General features: G+C 74.7%; 21 protein-coding genes. 3 read left to right on the top strand and 18 right to left on the bottom strand.

Annotation, left to right across the window (positions count from 1 at the left end):
- Positions 1–33 precede the first annotated feature (33 nt).
- The 6 genes from tsaE to glmS all read right to left on the bottom strand — a co-directional run bounded on the left by tsaE (position 34) and on the right by glmS (position 6,938).
- Positions 34–945, bottom strand: a complete 912-nt coding sequence (gene tsaE / locus FE634_RS21770) for a tRNA (adenosine(37)-N6)-threonylcarbamoyltransferase complex ATPase subunit type 1 TsaE (RefSeq protein WP_138875374.1) — start codon at positions 943–945, stop codon at positions 34–36.
- Positions 942–1,994 (bottom strand): alpha/beta fold hydrolase, encoded by a 1,053-nt coding sequence (locus FE634_RS06105; protein WP_138875373.1) that lies wholly within the window; start codon positions 1,992–1,994, stop codon positions 942–944. The genes tsaE and FE634_RS06105 overlap by 4 nt, the downstream gene beginning before the upstream one ends.
- Positions 1,991–3,175 (bottom strand): alanine racemase, encoded by a 1,185-nt coding sequence (gene alr, locus FE634_RS06100; RefSeq protein ID WP_137294086.1) that lies wholly within the window; start codon positions 3,173–3,175, stop codon positions 1,991–1,993. The genes FE634_RS06105 and alr overlap by 4 nt, the downstream gene beginning before the upstream one ends.
- Complete coding sequence (locus tag FE634_RS06095; RefSeq protein WP_138875372.1) at positions 3,172–4,575, bottom strand: NAD(P)H-hydrate dehydratase; 1,404 nt, start codon at positions 4,573–4,575, stop codon at positions 3,172–3,174. The genes alr and FE634_RS06095 overlap by 4 nt, the downstream gene beginning before the upstream one ends.
- Positions 4,576–4,696: 121 nt before the next feature.
- Positions 4,697–5,050: a holo-ACP synthase gene (locus tag FE634_RS06090; RefSeq protein WP_137294088.1), complete on the bottom strand. Its 354-nt coding sequence runs from the start codon at positions 5,048–5,050 to the stop codon at positions 4,697–4,699.
- Positions 5,051–5,081: 31 nt separating this feature from the next.
- Positions 5,082–6,938: a glutamine--fructose-6-phosphate transaminase (isomerizing) gene (gene glmS / locus FE634_RS06085; protein ID WP_138875371.1), complete on the bottom strand. Its 1,857-nt coding sequence runs from the start codon at positions 6,936–6,938 to the stop codon at positions 5,082–5,084.
- Positions 6,939–7,005: 67 nt separating this feature from the next.
- On the opposite strand from glmS, the gene coaA reads away from it, so the two are divergent.
- Entirely contained in the window at positions 7,006–8,004 is a 999-nt protein-coding gene (gene coaA / locus FE634_RS06080) for a type I pantothenate kinase (RefSeq protein ID WP_138875370.1), read from the top strand.
- An 18-nt stretch (positions 8,005–8,022) separates the two neighbouring features.
- Here the strand turns inward: coaA and FE634_RS06075 are convergent, their stop codons facing one another.
- The 7 genes from FE634_RS06075 to rplM all read right to left on the bottom strand — a co-directional run bounded on the left by FE634_RS06075 (position 8,023) and on the right by rplM (position 13,887).
- Complete coding sequence (locus FE634_RS06075; RefSeq protein WP_138875369.1) at positions 8,023–8,826, bottom strand: ABC transporter permease; 804 nt, start codon at positions 8,824–8,826, stop codon at positions 8,023–8,025.
- Positions 8,823–9,767, bottom strand: a complete 945-nt coding sequence (locus tag FE634_RS06070) for an ABC transporter ATP-binding protein (protein WP_138875368.1) — start codon at positions 9,765–9,767, stop codon at positions 8,823–8,825. The genes FE634_RS06075 and FE634_RS06070 overlap by 4 nt, the downstream gene beginning before the upstream one ends.
- Positions 9,767–10,315 (bottom strand): FKBP-type peptidyl-prolyl cis-trans isomerase, encoded by a 549-nt coding sequence (locus tag FE634_RS06065; protein WP_138875367.1) that lies wholly within the window; start codon positions 10,313–10,315, stop codon positions 9,767–9,769. Before FE634_RS06065 ends, FE634_RS06070 begins: the two co-directional genes overlap by 1 nt.
- A 31-nt stretch (positions 10,316–10,346) precedes the next feature.
- Positions 10,347–11,372 carry a GNAT family N-acetyltransferase gene (locus FE634_RS06060; RefSeq protein WP_138875366.1) on the bottom strand — a complete coding sequence of 342 codons (1,026 nt, stop codon included), beginning with the start codon at positions 11,370–11,372 and terminating at the stop codon, positions 10,347–10,349.
- Positions 11,373–11,427: 55 nt separating this feature from the next.
- A complete protein-coding gene (gene glmM / locus FE634_RS06055; protein WP_148240426.1) occupies positions 11,428–12,777 on the bottom strand; it encodes a phosphoglucosamine mutase in 1,350 nt (449 codons plus the stop codon).
- A gap of 118 nt (positions 12,778–12,895) precedes the next feature.
- Positions 12,896–13,405, bottom strand: a complete 510-nt coding sequence (gene rpsI, locus FE634_RS06050; protein WP_134764767.1) for a 30S ribosomal protein S9 — start codon at positions 13,403–13,405, stop codon at positions 12,896–12,898.
- Positions 13,406–13,443: 38 nt separating this feature from the next.
- The gene (rplM, locus tag FE634_RS06045) at positions 13,444–13,887 is read right to left on the bottom strand and encodes a 50S ribosomal protein L13 (RefSeq protein ID WP_134764768.1); all 444 of its coding nucleotides are present in this window, start codon (positions 13,885–13,887) and stop codon (positions 13,444–13,446) included.
- A gap of 284 nt (positions 13,888–14,171) precedes the next feature.
- On the opposite strand from rplM, the gene FE634_RS06040 reads away from it, so the two are divergent.
- Positions 14,172–15,461: a citrate synthase gene (locus FE634_RS06040; RefSeq protein ID WP_134764769.1), complete on the top strand. Its 1,290-nt coding sequence runs from the start codon at positions 14,172–14,174 to the stop codon at positions 15,459–15,461.
- Between the two features lie 132 nt (positions 15,462–15,593).
- On the opposite strand, the gene FE634_RS06035 is transcribed toward FE634_RS06040, so the two are convergent.
- From FE634_RS06035 to FE634_RS06020, 4 genes are all read right to left on the bottom strand, one after another.
- The gene (locus FE634_RS06035; RefSeq protein WP_138875365.1) at positions 15,594–16,895 is read right to left on the bottom strand and encodes a M1 family metallopeptidase; all 1,302 of its coding nucleotides are present in this window, start codon (positions 16,893–16,895) and stop codon (positions 15,594–15,596) included.
- Positions 16,892–20,815 carry a Pls/PosA family non-ribosomal peptide synthetase gene (locus FE634_RS06030; RefSeq protein ID WP_222847679.1) on the bottom strand — a complete coding sequence of 1,308 codons (3,924 nt, stop codon included), beginning with the start codon at positions 20,813–20,815 and terminating at the stop codon, positions 16,892–16,894. The genes FE634_RS06035 and FE634_RS06030 overlap by 4 nt, the downstream gene beginning before the upstream one ends.
- Positions 20,816–20,901: 86 nt before the next feature.
- A complete protein-coding gene (locus FE634_RS06025; protein ID WP_148240425.1) occupies positions 20,902–21,792 on the bottom strand; it encodes an alpha/beta hydrolase in 891 nt (296 codons plus the stop codon).
- Entirely contained in the window at positions 21,789–22,256 is a 468-nt protein-coding gene (locus FE634_RS06020; protein ID WP_222847678.1) for an EVE domain-containing protein, read from the bottom strand. The genes FE634_RS06025 and FE634_RS06020 overlap by 4 nt, the downstream gene beginning before the upstream one ends.
- A 175-nt stretch (positions 22,257–22,431) precedes the next feature.
- On the opposite strand from FE634_RS06020, the gene FE634_RS06015 reads away from it, so the two are divergent.
- Complete coding sequence (locus FE634_RS06015) at positions 22,432–23,625, top strand: FAD-dependent oxidoreductase (protein WP_187366837.1); 1,194 nt, start codon at positions 22,432–22,434, stop codon at positions 23,623–23,625.
- Here the strand turns inward: FE634_RS06015 and FE634_RS06010 are convergent.
- Complete coding sequence (locus FE634_RS06010) at positions 23,622–24,593, bottom strand: YihY/virulence factor BrkB family protein (RefSeq protein ID WP_222847677.1); 972 nt, start codon at positions 24,591–24,593, stop codon at positions 23,622–23,624. The two genes, FE634_RS06015 and FE634_RS06010, sit on opposite strands and share 4 nt — an antisense overlap.
- Positions 24,594–24,606: the final 13 nt, after the last annotated feature.

Genomic DNA, 24,606 nt, shown 5'->3' with positions numbered 1-24,606 from the left:
GACGACGTTAGGCCATGGCGGGCGGGGCCGGGCTCACGACGTCGCCCAGCGCGGGCCGAGCCGCAGGATCTCGACCGTGCGCGGGTCGAGCTCGCCGTCGGCCCCCTGGCCGCCGGCACCCGCGGAGCGCGTGATGCGGATCTGGAGGCGGGAGTCGGCGAGGTCCTCGGCGACCCCCTCGCCCCACTCGACCACCGTGACGGCGTCGTCGAAGGAGGTGTCGAGGTCGAGGTCGTCGAGCTCGGCGGCGCCGCCGAGGCGGTAGGCGTCGACGTGCACCAGCTCCGGGCCGTCCGAGGTCGACCGGTGCTCGCGGGCGATGACGAACGTCGGCGACGTCACCGCGCCCTCGACGCCGAGCCCGCGGCCCAGGCCCTGGGTGAAGGTGGTCTTCCCGGCCCCCAGGTCGCCGGTGAGGACGACCAGGTCGCCGGGGCGCAGCGTGCGGGCCACGCGGGCGCCGAGCGCCCGCATGTCGTCGGCGGTGGGCACCTCGTGGAACACCGGCACCGGCCGGACCAGCTCGACGTAGGGCGAGCGACGGTCGGTCTGCACGAACCCGCGGCGCACCCAGAAGGCGATCGTCGCCGGCAGCTCCTCGCGTGCGACCACCCGCAGCCACGGCCGGCCGACGGCGGCCTCGGACGCCGCCTGGATCAGCGCGCCCGCGACGCCGTGGCCCCGCGCGGCCGAGACCACGCCGAACCGGCGCAGGTAGACGGCGTCGCCGACGGCGTCGAGCAGCAGGGCACCGACCGGCACGCCGTCGACCCGGGCGACCAGGCCGCCACCGAGGGCCAGCCGGGTGGCGATGGAGGCCTCGGTCTCGGTGAGCGCGTCGGCCGGCGGGTGCAGCGGCGGGCGACTGCCGAAGGCGTCGCGCACGATCGCGAGCACCGCCGCGGCTGACTCGGGGCCGACGCGACGGACGCTGACCTCGCTCACCGGCCGGCTGCCCGGGTCGTGGCCGCCGTGATGAGCTGGTCGAGCTCGGCGTTGACCTGGTCGTGGCGCTCGAGCGGCACCATGTGACCGGCACCGTCGCACTCCAGCAGCCGGGAGCCGGGGATCCGGACGTGCAGCTTGCGCGAGTGCCCGATCGAGGTCAGCTTGTCGGCGTTGCCGCAGATGATGGAGACCGGGACCTCGTCGAGCACCTCGACGAAGTCGAACTTGTCGAGGTCGCGGAAGCTGGGGAAGAAGTCGGCGACCACCTCGAACGGCGTCTGCGACAGCATGTCGTCGACGAAGGAGACGTAGGAGCGCGGGACGTCGCCGCCGAAGGCGAACTGCCGCGTCGCGACGTTGGCGACCGCCCGGCCGACGCGGCGGGCCGAGTCGATCGCGCCGTGGCCGCGGTGCAGCGTCGCCATCGCCCGGTGCGTCAGCCGCCCGGTCAGGCGGGCGGGCAGCATGGGGAGCAGGACCCGGCTGGGGTCGAACCCGCCGGCGGTGGTCGAGATCAGCGCGACCCCGATGACCTTGGTGCCGATCAGCTCGGGGAGCTGCTCGGCGAGGGTCACCACGGTCATGCCGCCCATCGAGTGCCCGACCAGCACCACCGGGCCGTCGGGCACGACCTCGGCGATGACCTGCGCGAGGTCGCGGCCGAGCTGGTCGATCGTGGCGTGCTCGCGGTCGGAGCGGCCGGAGCGGCCGTGGGAGCGCTGGTCGTAGTAGACGCTGCGGACCAGGCCGCGGTAGGCGGCGCGCTGGAAGTGCCAGCAGTCCAGGTTCAGGCAGTAACCGTGCACGAAGACGACGGTGACCGGCGGCGTGGTGCCGGGGTCGACCTCGTCGACCTCGACGTGCAGCGGGACGCCGTCCTCGGCGACCACGGTGGTGGCCGGCGAGCGCAGCGAGCCGAACGGGACGTCGGCGCCGGCGACCCGGCTGATCGCGCGGTGCTGGCGCAGGATGCCGACGGCGGTGCCGGCCGCCGCGACGCCGAGGGCGCCGCCGATCGAGCCGATCACCCTGCCCTTGGTGCTCATCGGGGCCCCCGGTCGTCGTCACGGTCGGACTCGGGGTCGAGGTCGTGGTCGGGGTCGCGGTCGGGGTCGCGGTCGGGGTCGACGTGGCGGCGCGGCATCCGGCCGCCGACCCGGGTGACGATCTCGTAGCTGATGGTGCCGCACGCCTCGGCCCAGTCCTGGGCGGTCGCGCGGCCCTCGCCGGGCGGGCCGAACAGGACGACGTCGGTGCCGGCGGGCGGCTCGTCACCGCCGAGGTCGACCAGCACCTGGTCCATGCAGACCCGGCCGCGGAGCGGGCGCCGGGTGCCGTCGACGGCGACCTCGAGCCGGCCGCTGCCCGCGACGGGCACGCCCTCGGCGTAGCCGGCGGGGACCAGGCCGATCGTCGTCGGGGCGGCGGCGGTCCAGGTGTGGCCGTAGGAGACGGAGTCGCCGGCAGCCAGGTGCTTGACCAGCGCGAGCTCGGCGCGCACGGTCATCGCCGGGCGCAGGTCGGTGCCGTGCTCGACGCTCGGGGCGGGGTCGAGGCCGTAGCTGGCGAGGCCGACGCGGACGGCGTCGTAGCGGGCGCCGGGGCGCAGGATGGCGGCGGCGGAGTTGGCGAGGTGGCGCAGCGCGGGGCGCAGCCCGGCCGCCGCGGCGAGCGCCAGGGCATCGTCGAAGGCGGCCTGCTGGGCGTCATTGGCGGGGTGGTCGGGCTCGTCGGCGCAGGCCAGGTGCGACCAGATCCCGGTGACGGTCCAGGCACCGGCCTCCTCGCCGGCGCGGGCGCGGGCGAAGAACCGCTCCCAGTCGGCGCGGATCGCTCCCCCGCGCCCCAGCCCGGTGTCGACCTTGAGCTGCACGCGGGCCGGGACACCGGCGTCGGCGGCGGCGATCTCGTCGAGCTCGGCGACGGAGTAGGCCGTGAGGTCGATCCCGGCGCGCACCACGTCGTCGTACCGCTCGCCGGGGACCGTGAGCCAGGTGAGCACGGGGCCGGTGTCGCCGCCGGCGCGCAGCGCGCGGGCCTCGTCGAGGGTGGCGACGGCGAGCCACTCGGCGCCGGCGTCGCGGGCGGCGCGGGCGACCTCGACCATCCCGTGGCCGTAGGCGTCGGCCTTGACCACGGTGATCATCGTGGTGCCGACGAGCTCACGCAGCAGCCGGACGTTGTGACGGATCGCCGCGAGGTCGACGACGATCTCGGCTCGGGTCATGTCGTCGATTCTCGCAGCAGCGACCCGAGCACGCGTGGCAGGCCACGCGCGACGTCACCGGCGGTGATCGGACCGTCCGCGGCGGCGGCCGTCGCGGCGGCGCCGTGCAGCCAGGAGCCGACCGACGCGGCGTCGAAGGGGCTGAGGCCGGCGGCGAGCAGCGCCCCGATGACGCCGCCGAGGACGTCGCCCGCCCCCGCCGTGGCCAGCCACGGCGTGCCGGTGGTGGTGACCCGCACCCGGCCGTCGGGGTGCACGACGAGCGTGTGGCGACCCTTGAGCAGCACCACGGCGCCGTAGGTCTCGACGGCGCGGCGGGCGTGCTCGAGGGGACGCGCCTCGACGTCGACGCGGTCGACGTCGAGCATCCGGGCCAGCTCACCGGCGTGCGGGGTGAGGACCAGCGACTCGTGGCCGCCGCCGCGGGGGGCGTGGGCCAGCGCGTCGGCGTCCACGACGGTCGGGACGGCGTCGGCGAGGGCCTCGGCCAGGGTGCCGGGGGCGCCGTCGCCGCTGCCGCTGCCGACCACCCACGCCTGCACCCGGCCGGCGCCGACGACCTCGGGGTGCTGGGCGTGGACCAGGTCGAGCACGCCGCGGTCGCCGACGTAGCGGACCATCCCGGCGAGGCCGCAGCTCGCCCCGGCGACGGAGAGGAGCCCGGCGCCCGGGTAGGCGTCGGAGCCGGCCCGGACGCCGACGACGCCGCGGGAGTACTTCTGGGCGTCGGGGCCGGGTCGCGGCAGGAGGGCGGCGACGTCGGCGTCCTGCAGCGCCTCCGCGGCCGGCGCCGGCAGGTCGAGGCCGAGGTCGACGAGGTGCACGGTGCCGGCGGCCCGCGCGGCGGGGTCGAGCAGGTGGGCGAACTTGTGGGTGCCGAAGGTGATGGTGAGCGCCGCCTCGACGTGCGGGCCGTCGAGCTCGCCGGTGTCGACGTCGACCCCGCTGGGCACGTCGACCGCGACGACCGGCACGCCCGCGACGGCGTCCAGCGCCTGGCGGGCCCCGGGCCGCAGCCCGGGCCGGCCACCGATGCCGACGATCGCGTCGACGACGAGGTCGGGTCGGGTGCGCGGCGCCGTCGTGACCACGCGGCCGCCGGCTCGCCGCAGCGCCTCGAGGCCGGCCCGGTGGGCGTGGTCGGACAGCAGCCACGCCTCGACCGCGACCCCGCGCCGGGCGAGCACCGCGCCGGCGTGCAGGGCGTCCCCGCCGTTGTCGCCGGAGCCGACCAGGAGCAGCACCCGGCGTCCGTAGACCGTCCCCGCCGTCCCGAGGAGGTCGAGCACCGCGTGCGCCAGCCCGTGCGCGGCCCGCTGCATCAGCGCGCCGTCCGGCAGCCGCGCCATCAGCGCCCGCTCGGCCTCCCGCACCTGGTCGACCGTGTGTGCCCGCCTCATCCGCCCACCGTAGCCAGTGGCCGGGATTTCCCCGGTCGACCGGGGATCCCTGAACTTGTCGGCCGATATCCCGGCCCCCCAGTTCAGACTTCCCCGGTCGACCGGGGAAATCCCACCCGGGCTACGACTCCAGGACGACGACGGCGGAGGCGATGCCGGCGTCGTGGGAGAGCGAGACGTGCACGTGGACGACGCCGAGCTGGTCGGCGCGGGCGCGGACGGTGCCGCGGAGGTCGAAGCGGGGTCGGCCGGACTCCTCGGAGAACACCTCGGCGTCGTGCCAGGCGAGGCCGGCCGGGGCGCCGAGGGCCTTGGCGAGGGCCTCCTTCGCGGCGAACCGGGCCGCGAGCGAGGCCAGCGGGCGGGCGGCCTCGGCCGGGGTGAAGAGCCGGTCGCGCAGGCCCGGCGTCCGCTCCATCGAGGCGGCGAACCGGTCGAGGTCGCACACGTCGATGCCGACGCCGATCACGGCCACGGCGTGCTCCCGGTCGCGGGCGAGGGCGTCATCACTCGACCGTGACTGACTTGGCCAGGTTGCGCGGCTGGTCGACGTCGTGGCCGAGCGCGGTGGCGAGCTCGCAGGCGAAGAGCTGGAGCGGGACGACGGCGACCAGCGGCTGGAGCAGCACCGGCACCTTCGGCAGCCGGATGAGGACGTCGGCGTACGGCTCGATCCGGGTGTCGCCCTCCTCGGCCAGGCAGATGGTCTGCGCGCCGCGGGCCCGGACCTCCTGGATGCCGGAGATCATCTTCTCGTGCAGCTGGTCGCGCCCGCGGGGCGGGACGACGCACAGCACCGGCAGCCCCTGCTCGACCAGGGCGATCGGGCCGTGCTTGAGCTCGCCGGCGGCGAAGCCCTCGGCGTGCAGGTAGGCGATCTCCTTGAGCTTGAGCGCGCCCTCGAGCGCGACGGGGTAGCCGGCGTGCCGACCCAGGAAGAGGACCGAGCGGGTGCCGGTGTGGGCGCGCGCGAGGTCGTAGACCTGCTCGGCGCCGGCGAGCACCGTCGCGATGTGGTCGGGCATCGCCTCGAGCTGGCTCATCACCTCCTCGATCTCGTCGCCGAAGCGGGTGCCCTTGACCTGGGCGACGTAGAGCGCGAGCAGGTAGCAGGCGACCAGCTGGGTCAGGAACCCCTTGGTCGAGGCGACGCCGATCTCGGGCCCGGCGTGGGTGTAGATGACCGCGTCGGACTCGCGCGGGATGGTCGAGCCGTTGGTGTTGCAGATCGCGAGGACCTTGGAGCGCTGCGAGCGCGCGTGCCGGATCGCCTGCAGGGTGTCGGCGGTCTCGCCGGACTGGCTGATCGCGACGACGAGGGTCGAGTGGTCGAGGATCGGGTCGCGGTAGCGGAACTCCGAGCTGAGCTCGACCTCGACCGGGATCCGCGTCCAGTGCTCGATGGCGTACTTCGCGACCATGCCGGCGTAGAACGAGGTGCCGGCGGCGATGATGATGATCTTGTCGATGTCGCGGATCTCGTCGTCGGAGAGCCGCATCTCGTCGAGCTGGAGCAGCCCGGACGTCGAGCGCCGGCCCAGCAGCGAGTCGGCCACGGCGCGGGGCTGCTCGAAGATCTCCTTGCGCATGAACCAGTCGTGGCCGTCCTTCTCGGCGGCCGAGAGGTCCCAGTCGACGTGGTAGGCCCGTCCCTCGCCGGGGCGGCCGTCGAAGTCGGTGATCGCGACGGCGTCACGGGTGATGGTGACGACCTGGTCCTGGCCGAGCTCGAGCGCCTCGCGGGTGTGCTCGATGAACGCCGCGACGTCGGAGCCCAGGAAGTGCTCGCCCTCCCCCACGCCGACGACCAGGGGCGAGTTGCGCCGCGCCGCGACCACCCGGTCGGGGTCGTGGGCGTCGACGGCCACCAGGGTGAAGGCGCCCTCGAGCCGGCGGCAGACCTGCTGCATCGCCGTCGTCAGGTCGGCGCCGGCGGCCACCGCGAGCTCGAGCAGGTGGGCTGCGACCTCGGTGTCGGTCTCCGACAGCAGCACGTGGTCGTCGTCCTCGAGGCGGGTGCGCAGCTCGGCGAAGTTCTCGATGATGCCGTTGTGCACCAGCGCGACCCGGCGCTCGCTCCCCAGGTGCGGGTGGGCGTTGGCGTCGGTCGGCGCCCCGTGCGTCGCCCAGCGGGTGTGCCCGATCCCGGTGTGCGACGGCGGCAGCGTGCTGTCGGCGATCACCTTCTCGAGGTTGGCCAGCTTGCCGGCCTTCTTGGCCTCGGCGATCACGCCCGACGCCCCGCCGGGGATCACGAGCGCGACCCCGGCCGAGTCGTAGCCCCGGTACTCGAGCCGCCGCAACCCCTCGACCACGACGTCCTGGGCCTGCTTCGGTCCGACGTAACCCACGATTCCGCACATAGCGCGCCAGCCTACGAGAGACGGACTGCCGCCTCCGGCAGGCACGGCTGCTGCAAGAATCGCCGCCATGTCCCACGCGGGTGCCGGTCGGCGCCATGACACCGACCCGCTGGGGCGGGAGGCGGCGCGGGAGTCCTCGCCCTACATCGAGCTCGACCGCAGCGCCTGGGCCGCCCTCGCGCACGAGACCGAGAGCCCCCTGAGCGCCGACGAGGTCCGCACGCTGCGCGGGCTGGGCGACTCCCTCGACCTGCGCGAGGTCGAGGAGGTCTACCTCCCGCTGTCGCGGCTGCTCAGCCTGTACGTCGGCTCGGCCGGTCAGCTGCACCGCGACCAGGAGCGGTTCCTCCACCAGACGACGCCGCCCCGCACGCCGTTCGTGATCGGGCTCGCGGGCTCGGTGGCCGTGGGCAAGTCGACCACCGCGCGGGTGCTGCAGCAGATGCTGGCCCACTGGCCCGAGCACCCCAACGTCGCCCTCGTCACCACCGACGGCTTCCTCTACCCGAACGCCGAGCTCGAGCGGCGCGGGCTCCTGCAGCGCAAGGGGTTCCCGGAGTCCTACGACCGGCGCGCGCTGCTGCGGTTCGTCGTCGACATCAAGTCCGGCCGCGACGAGGTCGAGGCCCCGACCTACTCCCACCTGGTCTACGACGTCGTGCCCGACGAGCGGATCACCATCAAGCGGCCCGACATCGTCATCATCGAGGGCCTCAACGTCCTCCAGCCGGCCCGGGTCCGCGACGACGGCAGCGCCGGGCTGACGCTGAGCGACTTCTTCGACTTCTCCATCTACGTCGACGCCGGCCGCGACAAGATCCGCGACTGGTACGTCTCACGGTTCCTGCGGCTGCGCGAGACGGCGTTCCGCGACCCCGACTCCTACTTCTCGAAGTACGCCGAGCTCACCCACGACGAGGCCGTCGCCGAGGCCGAGCGCATCTGGGCGACCATCAACGGCCCCAACCTGGTGCAGAACATCCTGCCGACCCGGTCGCGCGCGACGCTCGTGATGCGCAAGGACCGCGACCACTCGGTGCGCTACGTCCGGCTCCGCAAGCTCTGAGCCGACCGCCGTCGTCGCTCAGGCGACGTCGCGGCGCAGCGTCGTGAGCCGGCCGATCGTCGCGAACCCGGCGATGTAGGCCAGCAGCACCAGCGCCCCGGCCCACCGCGGGAGCAGGTCGCCCGACCCCAGCTCGCCGAAGAAGCTGGCCCCGATCAGGGCGTCCGCGGCGGCGCCGGGCAGGAACGCCGCGACGCCGGCGAGCGCGTCGACCGCACCGAGCGCGAGCCGCACGACGGGCTCGACGAACTGGGTGAAGGCCAGGATCACCACGATCGCGGCCACCTGCTGGGTGACGAGCAGGCCGAACGCCGCGCCGAGCAGGGCCCACAGCACGGTGACCAGGACGTCGAGGAGCAGGACCTGCACGACGTCGCCGTCGGTCAGGAACGCCCCGTCGCCCGCGACCGCGAGCGCCGGGGCGCCGCCGAGCACGATCGCGAGGGCCCCGACGACGCCGTACAGGAAGCCGACCGGCACGGTCGCCAGCAGCTTGGCCGCCAGCAGGACGCCGCGCCGCGGCTCGGCCAGCAGGGTCTGGGTGATCGTGTGGTGGCGGAACTCGGTGGTCACGGCGAGGCTGCCGACGACCAGCGGGAAGACGTAGCCGATTGCGCTGACCAGGCTGTAGACGGTGGTGGCGGCGGCGACCCCGCCGAGGACCGGCGCGCCGCCCGACTCCCCGACGTCGCCGCCGAGGGCGAGCGCGAGCCCGAGGGTGGCGCCGATGAAGACCAGGTAGGCGGCCATCGCCAGCAGCAGCACCCACCACAGCCGCGTGCTCAGGAGCTTGCGGAGCTCGGACCGGAGCGCGGCCCTCACCGGGCTGCTCCCGGCGGCCCGGCGAGGTCGTGCCCGCTCGCGGTGAGCCGGAGGAAGACGTCCTCCAGGTCGGTGCCCCGCGGCGTGAGCTCGTGCAGCTCGACGCCGTCGCGGTGCGCCGCCGCGCCCACCGCGCCCGCGGTGACGCCGTCGACCACGAGCCCGCGCTCGTGCGCCCGCACCGACCAGCCCTCCCGCCGGGCCAGGTCGGCGACGGCGTCGGCGGTCGGTGAGACCACGTAGGCGCCCGGCTCGGCCAGCGCGGCCAGGTCGGCCAGCGACGAGGCGTGCACGAGGCGGCCGCGGACGATGACCACGACGTCGTCGACGGTGTTCTGGACCTCGCCCAGGAGGTGGCTGGAGACCAGCACGGTGCGACCCTCGGCCGCGAAGCCGCGCAGCAGGGTCCGCAGCCACCGGATGCCCTCGGGGTCGAGCCCGTTGGTCGGCTCGTCGAGCACGAGGCAGGGCGGGTCGCCGAGCAGCGCGGTCGCGAGCCCGAGGCGCTGCCGCATGCCCATCGAGTACTGCCCGACGCGACGTCCGGCCGCCGCCGTGAGCCCCACGGTCTCGAGGAGCTCGTGGCACCGGTCGAGGTCGGCCCCGACCTGCGGCGCGTAGACCTGCAGGTGCCCCAGGCCGGTGCGGCCGGGGTGGAACCCGGTGGCCTCGAGGGCGGCACCGACGACCCGCGCGGGCTGGGGGTGCGCGGCGTACGGGCGGTCACCGACCCGGGTGCTGCCGGACGTCGGTGTCGCCAGCCCCAGCAGCATCCGCAGCGTCGTGGTCTTGCCGGCGCCGTTCGGGCCGAGGAACCCGGTCACGGCGCCGGGGCGCACCTCGAAGGTCAGGTCGTCGACGGCGCGCACCGGCCCGAAGGTCTTCGTGAGTCCGGCGACCGCCAGCGAGGGGGCGGCGACCGCCGGGGCGGTCCCGGCCATCAGGCGGCGCTGAGGATGTCCAGCACGAAGTACAGCGTCGAGCCGCCGGGGATGCCCGGCTGGTCCTGGTCGCCGTAGCCGAGGTCCGGCGGGATGGCGAGCAGCACGCGGCTGCCGACCGGCACGCCCACCAGGCCCTGGTCCCAGCCCTGGATCAGCTGGCCGACGCCGATCTGCGCGGTGAACGGCTCGCGGCTGTAGCTCTCGTCGAAGGGCTCCTCGGTGCCGTAGCCCTGGCCCCAGTAGTCGGCCTGGATCGTCTGGCCGGCGGTGACCTCCGCGCCGTCGCCCTCCTCGACGACCCGCACCTCGAGCTCGTCGCCGGGCTCGGCGGTGCCGGAGAAGTCGAGACCCGTGACGTCGCCCTCCTCGTTCGTCTCGATCGCGGGCGCCCAGTCACCCGACGTCTCGCCCGTGGTGTCGGACGCCGTCTGGTCCTCGTCGTCGTCCCCGCCGCACGCGGTGAGGGAGAGGGCGAGGCTCAGCACGAGCGCCGGCGCGGCGACGACTCGGAGGACTCGGCGGGACCGGGCAGCGGTGTGGGACATGGCGCCGAGGATATTGGGCGCCGCCCCCCGGTCAGCCGGACGGGGGTGCCGGGAGCACCTTCTGGAGCTCGTGGCCGTCCTCGACCGCGACGTAGCCGAGCCGGTCGTTGACGGCGTTCATCGCGGCGTTGCCGCCGGCGTTGCCGGTCAGCACCGTGGCGCAGTCGGGCCACTGCTCGCGCACGAGGCGGTGCAGCCGCACCTTGAGGGCGAGACCGAGGGCGTGCCCGCGGTGCTCGGGCAGCACCAGGGTGCCGGAGATGCCGCAGCGGTGCGGGGCGGCGAGCGCGCGGACGGCCTCGCTGTAGCCGACCAGGCTCCCGTCGGGGGCCCGCGCGGCGACGAGCAGGCGCTGCCGGCCGACGGCGGCCTGGTGGGCCTCGGCGGCGCGGAGCCGCTCGGCGTCCCAGGTCTCGGGTCGGAGGTCGACGTCCCCGAGCGGGATCTCCCCGAGGAAGCGCGTGTAGAGGGCGCAGACCCGCTCGACCTGGTCCTCGGGCGTGGTGTCGCCCCACCAGAGCACGTCGTGGCCGCCCGAAGGCCCGGCGACCTCGGCGTCGACGTCGTCCCACAGGTGCTCGGTGGCGGCCAGGTCGACGCTCTTCTTCTCCTCCAGGCCGGCCCGCCGGTAGCCGTGCGCCCCGGCGAAGGCCAGTCCCGGGCTCTCCTGTCCCGGCGGCGCGATCGTCTCGGCCAGGAGGGTGCGGCGGCCCAGCCCGAGGGCCAGGTGCTCGGCCTCGCGCAGGAGCGCCGTGCCGACGCCGAGGCGGCGGCTGCCGGGCAGGCAGTAGACCTCCAGGAACGCCAGGTGCGGGTTGTCGCGGCCGACGGTGCTCACGGAGGCGGCGCCGACCGGCTCGCCGTCGCGCCGGGCGAGCAGGTGGTGCTGCTCGCGGTCGGGGTGGGGCGTCGTCCAGTGCCGCTGGGCGTCCGGCCAGGCGGGGAAGGTGTCGAGGCGGACGTGCTCGCGCGACCACAGCGCGACGTGCCACCAGGCGTGCAGGAACGGCGTGCTGGTCACCGGGAAGCCGAGGACCTGGATCCCGTCGCCGCTCATAGGCGCCCACCCTACGACCGGGCCCGGGGTCAGGGGGCCAGGTACGGGTCCGCGCCTACGACAGGCTGAGCCGCTCCCGGACGACGTCGGCGAGGCGGTGGGCGACGTCGTCGGCCCGCTCCTGCGTGGCGGCCTCGACCATCACCCGCACCAGCGGCTCGGTGCCCGAGGGGCGCAGCAGCACCCGGCCCTCCTCGCCCAGCGCGGCCTCCTCGGCGGCCACCGCGGCGGCGAGCACCTCGTCGGTGCTGCAGCGCGCCTTGTCGACGCCGGGCACGTTGACCAGCACCTGCGGGAAGCGGGTCACCACGGCGGCGAGGTCGCGCAGCGAGCGGCCGGTGGTGACCATCCGCTGCAGCACGTGCAGGGCGGTCAGGACGCCGTCGCCGGTGGTGGCGTGGTCGCGCATGATGACGTGGCCGGACTGCTCGCCGCCGAGGTTGTAGCCGCCGGCGTTCATGTCCTCGAGCACGTAGCGGTCCCCCACGCCGGTCTGGCGCACGACGATGCCCGCGTCGGTCATCGCCCTGACGAAGCCGAGGTTGCTCATCACGGTCGCGACCACGGTGTCGTCGACCAGCCGGCCGGCGTCGCGCAGGGCCAGCGCCAGGATCGCGAGGATCTGGTCACCGTCGACGACGGCGCCGGTGGCGTCGACGGCCAGGCACCGGTCGGCGTCGCCGTCGACGGCGAAACCGGCGTGCGCGCCGTGGTCGACGACGGCGCGCTGCAGCCGGTCGAGGTGGGTGGAGCCGTAGCCGTCGTTGATGTTGAGCCCGTCGGGCTCGGCACCGATGGTGACGACCTCGATGCCGGCGTCGGCGAAGGCGCGCGGCCCGACGTCGCTGGCCGCGCCGTGCGCGCAGTCGAGGACGACGCGCAGCGGGCCGATGGTGCCGTCGAGGGTGCGGGCCAGGTGGGCGGCGTACTCCTCCACCGTGGGCGCGTAGGGGCGCACGCGGCCGACGTCGCCGCCGGTGGGGCGGTCCCACTCCTGCCCGAGGTGCGCCTCGATCTCGCGCTCGAGGGCGTCGTCGAGCTTGACGCCGCCGCGGGCGAGGAACTTGATGCCGTTGTCGGGCATCGCGTTGTGGGAGGCGCTGATGACGACGCCGACGTCGGCGCCGAGGGCGTCGGTGAAGTAGGCGACGCCGGGGGTCGGCAGCACCCGCAGGCGCAGGACGTCGACGCCGGCCGAGGCCAGCCCGGCGACGACCGCGTGCTCGAGGAACTGCCCGGAGATGCGGGTGTCGCGGCCGACGACCGCGAGCGGGCGCGGGCCGGAGTAGTCGCCGCGGTCGACCAGGACGCGCGCGGCCGCGACGCCGAGGTCGAGCGCGAGCTCGGCGGTCAGGAGCCCGTTGGCCAGGCCGCGGACGCCGTCGGTTCCGAAGATGCGGGTCATCAGGATCGTTCTCCCATGCTGACAGCGGTCGAAAAGCACGTCGGTCGGCGGCCCGGAGCGGGCCGCCGACCGATGTGGGTGCCGCCGCGGTGCTGGGGACCAGCGCCGCGGCCGGCGATCAGCGCTTGCTGAACTGGGGCGCCTTGCGGGCCTTCTTGAGACCGGCCTTCTTGCGCTCGATGACGCGCGAGTCGCGGGTCAGCAGACCGGCCTTCTTGAGCGTGGCGCGGTTGGTCTCGAGGTCGATCTCGTTCAGGCACCGGGCGATGCCGAGGCGCAGCGCGCCGGCCTGACCGGTGATGCCGCCGCCGTGGATGCGGGCGATGACGTCGAAGCGACCCTCGAGCTGCAGGGCGGCGAACGGCTCGTTGACCACCTGCTGGTGCAGCTTGTTGGGGAAGTAGGAGTCCATCGTGCGGCCGTTGATCCGGAAGTTGCCGGTGCCGGGGACGATCCGCACGCGGGCGACGGCCTCCTTGCGGCGACCGGTCGCGGCGGCCGGGGCGATGGTGGCCGGGCGGGCCGGGGTGTCGGCGCCAGCGGCGCTCTCGGACGTGTAGGCAACGCCGGACTCGTCGGTCTCGAAGGTCTCCTCGACCTCGGTGACCTCGGTGGTGTTCTCAGACATCTGTTCTCTACCTGCTCTGCTCGTCGTGGAAGGTCGTGTTACTGGGAGATCTGGACGATCTCGTGGGGCACGGCCTTCTGAGCGGCGTGCGGGTGGTCGGGGCCGGCGTACACCTTCAGCTTGGTGAGCTGCTGACGGCTGAGCTTGTTCTTGGGGAGCATGCCCCACACGGCGCGCTCGATGACCTTGCGGGCGTCCTTGGCCAGGACGTCGCCGATCGCGGTCTCGGTGAGGCCGCCCGGGAAGCCGGAGTGGCGGTAGACCTTCTTGGTCGTGGCCTTGTTGCCGGCCAGGGCCACCTTCTCGGCGTTGACGACGATGACGAAGTCGCCGCCGTCGACGTTCGGGGCGTAGGTCGGCTTGTGCTTGCCACGCAGGAGGGTGGCGCACACGACCGCGAGGCGGCCCAGGACGATGTCCTGGGCGTCGATGACGTGCCAGGTGCGCTCGATGTCACCGGGCTTGGGGGCGTAGGTACGCATGTGGGTGCTCATTCTCGTTCGTGGGGTCCGGCAGGGGGTGCCCTGGCGGGATGCGCCCGAGCGACTCGGGTGCGTGGGTCTTCTGACGAACTCTGTCCGGCTCCTCTTCGTCCGGATCTGCATCTCGACCGTGGGTACGGCGGTCGGGACGCGGCAGGAGACTCGACCCACCAAGATACGGTCCCCGCGCGGCGAACGGCAATTCGGGACCTCGCCGCCACCTCCGGCGTCCGTCAGGCGGTGCCGGGTGAGCGGGCGTCCGGGCAGCGGACTAAGTTGAGGGGGTGACCGACTCTCTCACCGTCCGCGACAACCGCACCGGCTCGGAGTACGACGTCCCGATCACCGACGGCACCATCAAGGCCGCCGACCTCGGGAAGATCCGCACCGACGACGAGACCCCCGGCCTCGCGGTCTACGACCCAGGCTTCGTCAACACCGCCTCCTGCCGCTCCGCCGTCACCTACATCGACGGCGACAAGGGCATCCTCGAGTACCGCGGGTACCCCATCGAGCAGCTGGCCGAGGGGTCCAGCTTCCTCGAGGTGGCCTACCTGCTGGTGCACGGAGCGCTCCCCACCAAGGCCGAGTACGACGCCTGGGTGCACGAGATCACCTACCACACGTTCGTCCACGAGAACGTCAAGACGTTCATGGAGGGCTTCCGCTACGACGCGCACCCGATGGGGATGCTGATGGCGTCGGTGGGGGCACTCTCGACGTTCTACCCCGAGGCCGCCGACATCAAGGACGCCGACAACCGGCACATGCAGATCGTCCGGATGATCGCGAAGATGCCGACCCTCGGCGCCTGGTCGTTCCGCAACGCGCAGGGCAAGCCGTTCGTCTACCCCGACAACGAGCTCAGCTACACCGCGAACTTCCTCTCGATGCTGTTCAAGATGAGCGAGCAGCGCTACGAGCCCGACGAGCGCCTCGTCAAGGCCCTCGACGTGCTCTTCATCCTGCACGCCGACCACGAGCAGAACTGCTCGACCAACGCCGTCCGCTCGGTCGGCTCCTCGCAGGTCGACCCGTACTCCGCGGTCGCGGCCGGCGTCGGCGCCCTCTACGGCCCGCTGCACGGCGGCGCCAACGAGGCCGTGCTGCGCTCGCTCAAGCGGATCGGGTCGAAGGAGAACATCCCCGCCTTCATCCAGGGCGTCAAGGACGGCAACGAGCGGCTGATGGGCTTCGGCCACCGGGTCTACAAGAACTACGACCCGCGCGCCCGGATCATCAAGAAGGCCGCCGAGGACGTCTTCGACGTCACCGGCACCAACCCGCTGCTCGACATCGCCCTCGAGCTCGAGAAGATCGCGCTCGAGGACGAGTACTTCGTCAGCCGCAAGCTCTACCCGAACGTCGACTTCTACTCCGGCCTGATCTACGAGGCCTTCCAGTTCCCGCCCGAGATGTTCACGGTCCTCTTCGCCATCGGCCGCACGCCCGGCTGGCTGGCGCAGTGGCTCGAGCTCGTCCAGGACAAGGAGCAGAAGATCGCCCGGCCGAAGCAGATCTACACCGGCGACCGCCAGCTCACCTTCACCCCCGCCTCCGAGCGCTGGGCGTGACTGACCCGAGCTGACCTGAGCTGACCGGACCCGGGCCCACCGCCCGGACCCCGCGCTGACCCGTCGCTGATCAGCGACGGGTCAGTGCAGTTTTCCCGCTGACCCGTCGCTGATCAGCGACGGGTCAGCGGGTCACGGGAGGTCGGGGAGGTCGGTGCGGTGCAGCCAGGCCTCGAAGAGGGCGTCGAGGTCGTGGCCGGTGCGCTCGGCGGCCTCGCGCTCGAAGTCGGCGGTGGTGACGTTGCCGCCGGCGTGGTCGGCGACCCAGCCGCGCAGCAGGTCGAAGAACGCGTCGTCGCCGACGGTGCGGCGCAGGGCGTGCAGGGTGAGCGCGCCGCGCTTGTAGACGCGGTCGTCGAACATCAGCTCCGGACCGGGGTCGGAGAGCAGCAGGTCCTCGTCGAGGCGGGAGAGCCGGTCGTGGTGGTGGGTGGCCAGGTCGTCGGCGCTGTCGCCGCCGGAGGCCTCCGACCAGAGCCACTCGCTGTAGCAGGCGAAGCCCTCGTGCAGCCAGATGTCCTGCCAGCGGCGCAGCGTGACGGCGTTGCCGAACCACTGGTGCGCGAGCTCGTGGGCGACCAGCCGCACGCAGTCCCAGTCGCCGGTCATGAAGTTGCGGCCGAACGTCGACAGGCTCTGCGACTCCAGCGGGATCTCCAGGTCGTCGTCGGTGACGACGACGGCGTACGCCGGGAACGGGTAGGGCCCGAACAGCTCGGCGAAGGTGGCCAGCATCTCGGCGTTGCGGCCGAAGGCGGCCTCGAAGCCCTCCCCCGCGTCGGCCGGCACCGCGGCGGTCACCGGCGGGTCGGTGCCGAGCTGGCGGACGTCGTACCGGCCGATCTGCACCGTCGCCAGGTAGGTCGCCATCGGCTCGACCTGCTCGTGGACCCAGGTCGTGGCGCTCGCGCCGCGCTGCCGGCTGGTCTCCGTGCCGTTGGCGACGACGGTGTAGCCGTGCGGTGCGGCGACGGCGATCCGGTAGGAGGCCTTGTCGTCGGGCCGGTCGTTGCAGGGGAACCAGGTCGGCGCGCCGTGCGGCTGGGCGGCCACGATGACGCCGTCGGTGAGCTCCTCCCACCCGGCGTCGCCGAGGTGCTTGGCGACCAGCGGCTGGGGGTTGCCGGCGTAGGTGACGCGGAGCGTGAACGACGCCCCGGCGGCCAGCGGCGTCCGCGGGGTGACGACGAGACGGTGGCCGCGCTGGGTGAAGCGCGGCGTCGCGCCGTCGAGGGTGACCTTGGTGGCGGTGAGGTGGGCCAGGTCGAGCACGACCCGCTCGGTGTCGGCGGTGGCGCGGGCCCGGATCTCGGCCTGGCCGCGCAGGTGGTTGCGCACCAGGTCGTAGGCCAGGTCGAGGTCGTAGTGCTCGGCGCTCCAGCTCGGGTCGCCGTGGTCGGGGAGGTAGGGGTCGGCGGTGGGCAGGTTCCTCATCGCGGCTGGTGCCCGCCGTCCCACGGCCCGATCGGGTTGCCGATCCACGTCGTCCGGTCCGGCACGGACTCGCCCCTCATCACCAACGACACGGGGCCGACCGTAGCGTGCCGGCCGAGGGTCGCAGCGGGCAGGATCACGCTGTTGGGACCGAGGGTCGCACCGCGCTCCAGGGTGACGACGTCGGTGGCCAGTCGCCGGTCGTGGAACAGGTGGGTCTGCACCACGCTGCCCTGGTTGACCGTCGCCCCGTCGCCGAGCTCGACGAGGTCGGTCTCGGGCAGCCAGTAGGTCTCGCACCAGACGCCGCGCCCGATCCTCGCGCCGAGCAGGCGGAACCACGCGTTGAGGATCGGGGTGCCGCTCACCGTGCGGGCGAACCACGGGGCGGCGACCACCTCCACGAAGGTGTCGGAGAGCTCGTTGCGCCACACGAAGCCGCTCCAGAGCGGGTGGCTGCCGGGCCGCAGGCGGCCGACCAGGGCCCACTTCGCGGCGACCGCGACGAGCGCGGCGACGAGCCCCGCCGCCACCAGGAGCGGCCCGGTGAGCAGTGCCGCGGCCACGACACCGGGTCCGTCGAGCAGGGCGACGACGCCGATCGCGACCAGCGCGGCGAGCCCGGAGCCGACCACCGCCGGCAGCAGGCGGCAGAGCTCGACCAGCGCGCGGTAGACCCGCAGCCGGGTCGGGGGGTCGAAGGTGCGGTGGTCGACGGCCGCGTCCGCCGTCCGGCGCAGCGGGGCCGGCGGGCTGCCGAGCCAGGACTCCCCCTTGGACGCCGTCCGGCGCCGCGGCGCGGCCGACAGCACCGCGACGAGGGACGCCTTCGGCACCCGGCGGCCGGGGGCGGCCATGCCGGAGTTTCCCACGAAGGCGCGCTTGCCGATCTTGACCCGCTCGGCGCGCAGCCAGCCGCCACCGAGCTCGTAGCCGCCGATGAGGGTGTCGTCGGCGAGGAACGACTCGTCGTTGACCTGGGTGAGCGAGGGGATCATCAGCACCGTGGACGCCTCGACGTCCCTGCCGATCCGGGCGCCGAGGGCGCGCAGCCAGTGCGGCGTCAGCGTCGAGGAGTAGAGCGGGAAGAGCCAGGTGCGGGCCTCGTCGAGCACCCGCATCGTCGTCCAGACGGCCAGGGCCGCACGGCTCCGCACCGGGTGGACGCCGGCGACGACGGCCCGGCCCGCCACGCGGACCACCGCCAGCACGAGGAGCGCCAGGACGACCAGGCCGACGACGGTCGAGAGCGGCAGCCAGGCGAGGAGGCCCAGCAGCCCGGCGGCGTCGTCCGGACGGTCGGCGAGGAGCAGGGGCGGCAGCGCGCCCGCGAGGACCGCGACGACCGGCAGGGAGGCGAGCAGCAGCGCGACCGCGCCGTAGGCCGCGACCCACCACCGGCTGTTGCTGGGCCGGTCGGACCAGGGGCCGCGGGCGTCGTCGGAGATCCGCTCGGCGGGCGAGCCCGACCAGAACCCGCCGTCGGGCACGCGCCCGAACACCGCGGAGCCGGGACCGACCTCGGCGTCCGCGCCGACGTGGGCGCCGGGGCAGAGCATCGACCGCGCCCCGACGCGCGCGCGGGCGCCCACGCGCACCGCGCCGAGGTGCAGGACGTCGCCGTCGACCCAGTAGCCCGACAGGTCGACCTCGGGCTCGATCGAGCACCCCCGGCCGAGGGTGAGCAGACCGGTGATCGGCGGCACCGAGTGCAGGTCGACGTCGCGCCCGACCCGGGCGCCGAGCAGCCGGGCGTACCAGGTCATGAACGGCGCGGAGGCCAGCCCGACCGCGCCGAGCTCGTCGGCGACGTGCCCGGCGAGCCAGAGCCGCAGGTGGGCCTTGCCGCCGCGGGGGTGGTCGCCCGGCTCGACCGGGCGGAGCAGCAGGCGCGCGGCGCCGGCCGCGAGCAGCATCCGGCCCGGTGGGGCGACGAAGCCCGCGCCGAGCACGACCAGCAGCCAGGCCGGGACGCCGGGCAGCCAGGCGAGTCCGTCGAGGGTGCCGAGCAGCAGGCAGGCCAGACCGACCCAGAAAACCCAGCGCGGCACGGCCAGGCAGCGCACCAGCACCGTCGCCACGACCTGACCGGCCTGCGTCTTGAGCGGCGTCGGGCGCACGCTGCGGTCGGAGGCGGGCCCGGCGGCGGCCATGCCCTCGAGGTGCGTGGCGAGGTCACCGAGGGTGGGGTGCTCGTAGAGCTCGCCGACCACGACGTCGGGGAAGCGCGCCCGCAGCCGCGAGACGAGCTGGGCGGCGGACAGGCTGCCGCCGCCGAGGTCGAAGAAGTCGGCCGTGCGCGTCTCGGCGCCCGAGCCGAGGATGTCGAGCCAGAGCTCCGCGACCCAGGCCTCGGTGGCGCTGAAGCCGGACGCCGTCGGGTCGGTGGAGCGGGGCAGCGGCCACGGGAGGGCGTCGCGGTCGACCTTGCCCGACGTCCGGGTGGGCAGGGTGTCGACCACGGCGAGCCGGGGCACCAGGGCCGCCGGCAGGTCGCGCCGCAGGAGCGCGAGGGCCGCGGTGGGGTCGAAGGCGTCGTCGGCCGACACGTAGCCGACGAGCAGGCTGTTGCCGGCCGCCGACCTCCGCACGGCCGCCGCGGCACCGTGGACGCCGGGCAGCGCGAGCAGGGCGCTGTCGATCTCGCCGAGCTCGATCCGGCGGCCGCCGAGCTTGACCTGGTCGTCGGCGCGACCGCCGAACAGCAGGCCCGCGGGGTCGTGGACCACGAGGTCGCCGCTGCGGTAGGCGCGGTCCCAGCCGAGGGTCGGCATGGCGGCGTACTTCTCGGCGTCCTTGGCGGGGTCGAGGTAGCGGGCCAGGCCGACGCCGCCGATGATCAGCTCGCCGGTGGCGCCCTCCGGCACGCGGTGGCCCTCGGCGTCGACGACGGCCAGGTCCCAGCCGTCCAGCGGCAGGCCGATGCGCACCGGCCCCTCCCCCGTGAGCTCGGTGCCGCAGGCCACGACCGTCGCCTCGGTGGGGCCGTAGGTGTTCCAGACCTCCCGGCCGGGGGCGACCAGGCGGGCGGCCAGCTCGGGCGGGCAGGCCTCCCCGCCCATGATGAGGAGCCGGACGTCGGCGAGTGCGGCGGCCGGCCAGAGCGCGACCAGGGTGGGCACGGTCGAGACGACGGTGACCCGGTTGGCGACCAGCCACGGCCCGACGTCGATGCCGCTGCGCACGAGCGCGCGGGGGGCGGGGACCAGGCACCCGCCGTAGCGCCAGGCCAGCCACATCTCCTCGCAGCTGGCGTCGAAGGCGACCGAGAGGCCGGCCATCACCCGGTCGCCGACGCCGAGCGGGCGGTCCTGGCAGAACATCCGCGACTCGGCGTCCACGAACGCCGCCGCCGAGCGGTGGGTCACCGCGACGCCCTTGGGCCGGCCCGTCGAGCCGGAGGTGAAGATGACCCACGCGTCGTCGTCCAGGCCGGGGTCGGGCCGGTCGGGGTCGGGCTCGGTGGCGGTGGTGGGGTCGGTGGTGGGGGCGGTGGTGGGGGCGGTGGTGGGGTCGGTGGCCGGGCGACGCGGGACGACGACCAGGTCGTTGCCGACCACCGCGGCGACGTCGGCCTCGCCGAACACGAGCCGGGCGCGCTCCTCGGGGTCGTCGGCGTCGACCGGCACGTAGGCGGCGCCGGCGAGCAGGATGCCGATGATGGCGACGTAGAGGTCGGTGGTGCCGGAGGAGACGCGGACCCCGACCTTGTCGCCGGGGCCGACGCCGAGGGCGGCGAGCTCGGCGGCCAGCTCGTCGGCCGCCTCCTCGAGCTCGGCGTAGGTGAGGACGCCGGTGCCGGCGTCGACCGCGGGCTCGTCCGCGGCCTGCGCGACGCTCTCCCGGAAGATCTCGACGAGGGTGCGCGGGGGCGGTGCGTGCGCGCCCCGGAGCAGGGGGTCGCCGGGATCGTCGTTCACTGGACCCACCCTCCCCCACGCGGGTGAACGGGAGGTGACGCGCCCGGGTGGTGGGCGGTGGTGCAGGGCCGTGGTGGGCGGCCGGGTCAGGCGGGGGTCGCGGTGTGGGCGTGGATCGCCGGGAGCACGACGTCCCAGGTCGAGCGGGGTGGCACCTGGTGGCCCATGCCCTCGACGACGAGCAGCCGTGCGCCGGGCACGGCGGCCGCCAGCGCCTCGCCGTGGGCGAGCGGGAAGAGCGGGTCGTGGCTGCCGTGGACGACGAGGGTCGGGACGGCGAGGTGGTGGACGTCGGGCGCCGGCCGGTTGTCGTCGCTGTCGTCGCTGTCGTCGCTGTCGTCGTGGCCAAGCACGAGCCAGTGGTTGCCGGCGGCCGCGACGTCGTGGCTGCGGTCGAAGGTCGCCCCGGCGGCCGCCCGGGCGTCGTCGACGTCGACGCCGAGCGCCCCGGAGAAGGCGCGCTCGGCGGCCAGCGACCAGGCGACGACGGCGTCGCGGTCGGTCCAGTCGGGGTCGGGCGGCGGGTCCGCGAACCAGGCCGCCGCCGACGGCGTCGGGCCGGGCAGGGGCGCGTCGACCCCGCCGACCGCGCTGGTGGCGACCAGCGTCAGCGAGGCGACCAGGTCCGGTCGGCGCAGGGCGACCGACTGCGCGATGCCGCCGCCCATCGAGACCCCGACGAGGTGGGCGGGCCCGAGCCCGAGCGCCTCCAGGAGCCCCTCGGCGTCGCGGTCGAGCACGCCGCCGTCGTAGTCCGGCGCTCCGGGCGGGCTGGTGGTCGAGCGGCCGGTGTCGCGGTGGTCGTAGCGGACGACGTGGCGACCGGCGGCGGCCAGCGTCGTGCACCAGTCGGGCGACCAGCCGTCCATCGAGCCGGCCGCCCCGGCGAGCAGCACGACGGGCGGGTCGGCCGGGTCGCCGAACGCCTCGACGCAGAGCTCGACGTCGCCGACCGGGACGAGGGTGGTGGTGCTCATGACGGTGGTGACCCGATCACCCGGGCGGACTCATCGGCGGCCCACGCGGCGTCGCGCATCGCGCCCGCGACGGCGGCGAAGTCCCCGGCCGGCACCTCGAACAGCCCCCGCCGGAACGGCAGCCCCCAGTGCTCCTCGTCGTCGACGAACCCGAGCACCGGCAGGAGCGGCCGCACCGGGACGGCGACGACCCGCTCGAACTCGACGCGGCGACGCCAGGGGTGGAGGTCGTGGCCCACCTCGACGCGGTACGGCTCGTCGTCGGCGACGACCCCGAGCGCGGTGAACCGCTGCAGCGGCCGGGCGGCCCCGATCGACTCCCGCGGCGAGTAGAACGCGATCCCGTCGCCCCGTGCCAGCCGCCGCAGCCGCGTGTCGGTGCCGTGACCGGCCTGGGTGAAGCCGCCCTCCACCCCGAGCAGGACGTGGTCGTGGCTGATCGTGTTGATCCAGTGGCGCGGCACGTCGTCCAGCCAAGCAGGGGGCGGGGACGGTCGCCGACCCGTGCCGACGTCGTCCGGGCGCGACTGGGGGGCCGAGACCTGAACTTGTCGGCCGGGATCCCGGCCCCCAGGTTCAGGTTTCCCCGGTCGACCGGGGAAACCCCGCCCCCCGGCCCGACCCGCGATGATGGGCGCCATGCGGATCGGGATCGTGGGGCTCGGGACCGGCGGGACGACGCTCGCCTGCCTGCTGACCGACGCCGGCCACGACGTCACCGTGGTCGAGCAGGCCACCGACCCGCGCCCGGTCGGGGCGGGCATCTGGCTGCAGGCGCTGGGTCAGGAGGTGCTGGCCCGGCTCGGCCTGCTGGAGCAGCTGCGCGCCGTCTCGCGCCCGGTGGAGCGGGTGCTCATCGTGACCTCGTCCGGACGCCGCCTCGTCGACCTCGGGTACGACGCCCTGCCGGGCGCCACGCCGGCGCTCGGCGTCCACCGCGGGGCGCTGTTCTCGGTGCTGCACGACGCCGTGCTGGCGCGTGGTGTCGACGTCCGGCTGGGGGTGCCGGTCACCGGGGTGCGGCCGACGGCGTCCGGGATGACCGTCGAGACCGCCGCGGGCGACCTCGGCGCGTTCGACCTGGTGGTGGGCTGCGACGGCGTCCGCTCGCCGGTGCGCCGGAGCATGAACGTGACCACGCGCGACAAGCCCTACACCTACGGCGCGCTGTGGGCGGTCGTCGACGACCCCGGGGAGAGCGCCACCGACACCCTGTTCCAGTGCCTGGGCGGCACCTCGGCCTACCTCGGCGTGCTTCCGACCGGCCGCGGCCGGACGTCGATGTTCTGGTCGGTCCGCACCCGCGACACCGCCCGGGTCCTCGCGGCCGGCCTCCCGGCCTGGCGGGCGGCGGCGGCGCCGTACGCCGGCCCGCACGCCGCCCTCCTCGACCGGGTCACCGAGCTGATGCCGGCGACCTACCGCGACGTCGTGGTGCGCACGCCGGTGCGGGTCGAGGGCCGCCACGGCGCCGCGCTGGTCGGCGACAGCGCGCACGCGATGAGCCCGCAGCTCGGCACCGGCACGTCGCTGGCCCTGGCCGACGCGTGGTCGCTGGCCCACGCCCTGGCCACCCGGCCCGCGCTCGGCGACGCCCTCGACGCCTACGCCCGCGACCGCGCCGCGCACCTGCGCTGGTACCAGTGGGCGACCCGGCTGATGATGCCGGTCTTCCAGAGCGACCTCGCCCCGCTGGCGGTGCCGCGCGACGGGCTCGCCCCGCTCCTCACCCGGGTCCCCGGCGTGGCGCCGCTGCTGGTCGGCACGCTGTGCGGGGACCGGACCTCGCCGTGGACGACCTGGTCGCTCGGTCCTGCGTCGGTCCCTGGCTAGCCCTCGACGACCCGCTCGTGCGGGCGGCCCGGGTCCGGGTCGGCCGGGTCGGGCTGGTGGGCCCGCAGGGCCTCGAGCTGGGCGCAGACCGCGACCCCGAGGAACAACGAGATCGCCGACATCAGGCTCCACAGCAGCAGCGCCACGATGCCGGCGAGCGGCCCGTAGGTGCTGCCGAAGGAGCCGCTGACGTTGACGTACAGCGCGAGACCCGCGGCCGCGACCGTGCTGAGGGCGACGGCGACCCCGGAGCCGAGGGCCAGCCACGACAGCGCCGGCTGCCGGCGGCGCGGTGCGTGGTCGAGCAGGATCGCGATCGTGGTGACCAGCAGCACCAGCCCGGCCGGCCACCGCAGCACCTGCCAGGTGGCGTGGGCGGTGCCGGACCACCCGTACTCCGCGACCATCGCGTCACCGAAGGCGCCGCCGGCGACGAGCAGGAAGAACCCGAGGCCGACCGGGAGGACCAGCACCGCCGTCAGCACCGCGGCACGGCCGTACTTGGCCGGGGCGGGCCGGTCGCGGCGGATGCCGTAGATGCGGTTGCTGCCGCGCTCGACCTGGGCCATCGCCGTCGTCATCGAGACCAGCGCCAGCAGCAGGCCCAGCACGAGGGCCACCTCACCGGCCCGCTCGGAACCGCCCGAGACGGCGCCGGCGAGCGCGTCCTCGCCGTCGCCGCCGGGCGAGACCGCCTCCACGGTCCGGGCGATCACCCGGGCCCAGCGGTCGTCGTCCACGTCGGCGGCCAGGCCGGTGACCGCCAGCAGGAACGGGACGACGCCCAGGCAGGTCTGCAGCGCCAGCGCGCGGCTGTTGGTGAACCCGTCCCCGTAGCGGAACCGGACGAAGGCGCCCCGCAGCACCGCGACCAGCCCGTGCTGGCGGGCCAGGTGCCAGGCGTCCTCGGCGTCGAGCTCCTCGCCGTCCATCTCGGTCGTGACGGGCACGAGCCGGGCGGTGGTCATGGGAGAAGCATGG

The sequence above is a fragment of the Nocardioides sp. S-1144 genome, from assembly GCF_005954645.2.
GTDB classification, from domain to species: Bacteria; Actinomycetota; Actinomycetes; order Propionibacteriales; family Nocardioidaceae; genus Nocardioides; species Nocardioides dongxiaopingii.
Note: the sequence above shows the minus strand (reverse complement) of the source record. Positions and strands in the feature narration are given on the sequence as shown.

Excerpts from the sequence above, each read along its gene's own strand:
- glmM (WP_148240426.1), bottom strand. The coding sequence starts at position 12,777 with ATGACCCGCATCTTCGGAACCGACGGCGTCCGCGGCCTGGCCAACGGG.
- coaA (WP_138875370.1), top strand. The coding sequence starts at position 7,006 with ATGTCCCACGCGGGTGCCGGTCGGCGCCATGACACCGACCCGCTGGGG.
- alr (WP_137294086.1), bottom strand. The coding sequence starts at position 3,175 with ATGACCCGAGCCGAGATCGTCGTCGACCTCGCGGCGATCCGTCACAAC.
- FE634_RS06070 (WP_138875368.1), bottom strand. The coding sequence starts at position 9,767 with ATGGCCGGGACCGCCCCGGCGGTCGCCGCCCCCTCGCTGGCGGTCGCC.
- FE634_RS06095 (WP_138875372.1), bottom strand. The coding sequence starts at position 4,575 with ATGAGGCGGGCACACACGGTCGACCAGGTGCGGGAGGCCGAGCGGGCG.
- FE634_RS06025 (WP_148240425.1), bottom strand. The coding sequence starts at position 21,792 with ATGAGCACCACCACCCTCGTCCCGGTCGGCGACGTCGAGCTCTGCGTC.
- FE634_RS06035 (WP_138875365.1), bottom strand. The coding sequence starts at position 16,895 with ATGAGGAACCTGCCCACCGCCGACCCCTACCTCCCCGACCACGGCGAC.
- FE634_RS06105 (WP_138875373.1), bottom strand. The coding sequence starts at position 1,994 with ATGAGCACCAAGGGCAGGGTGATCGGCTCGATCGGCGGCGCCCTCGGC.
- FE634_RS06010 (WP_222847677.1), bottom strand. The coding sequence starts at position 24,593 with ATGACCACCGCCCGGCTCGTGCCCGTCACGACCGAGATGGACGGCGAG.
- glmS (WP_138875371.1), bottom strand. The coding sequence starts at position 6,938 with ATGTGCGGAATCGTGGGTTACGTCGGACCGAAGCAGGCCCAGGACGTC.
- FE634_RS06060 (WP_138875366.1), bottom strand. The coding sequence starts at position 11,372 with ATGAGCGGCGACGGGATCCAGGTCCTCGGCTTCCCGGTGACCAGCACG.
- rplM (WP_134764768.1), bottom strand. The coding sequence starts at position 13,887 with ATGCGTACCTACGCCCCCAAGCCCGGTGACATCGAGCGCACCTGGCAC.
- FE634_RS06065 (WP_138875367.1), bottom strand. The coding sequence starts at position 10,315 with ATGTCCCACACCGCTGCCCGGTCCCGCCGAGTCCTCCGAGTCGTCGCC.
- rpsI (WP_134764767.1), bottom strand. The coding sequence starts at position 13,405 with ATGTCTGAGAACACCACCGAGGTCACCGAGGTCGAGGAGACCTTCGAG.
- FE634_RS06015 (WP_187366837.1), top strand. The coding sequence starts at position 22,432 with ATGCGGATCGGGATCGTGGGGCTCGGGACCGGCGGGACGACGCTCGCC.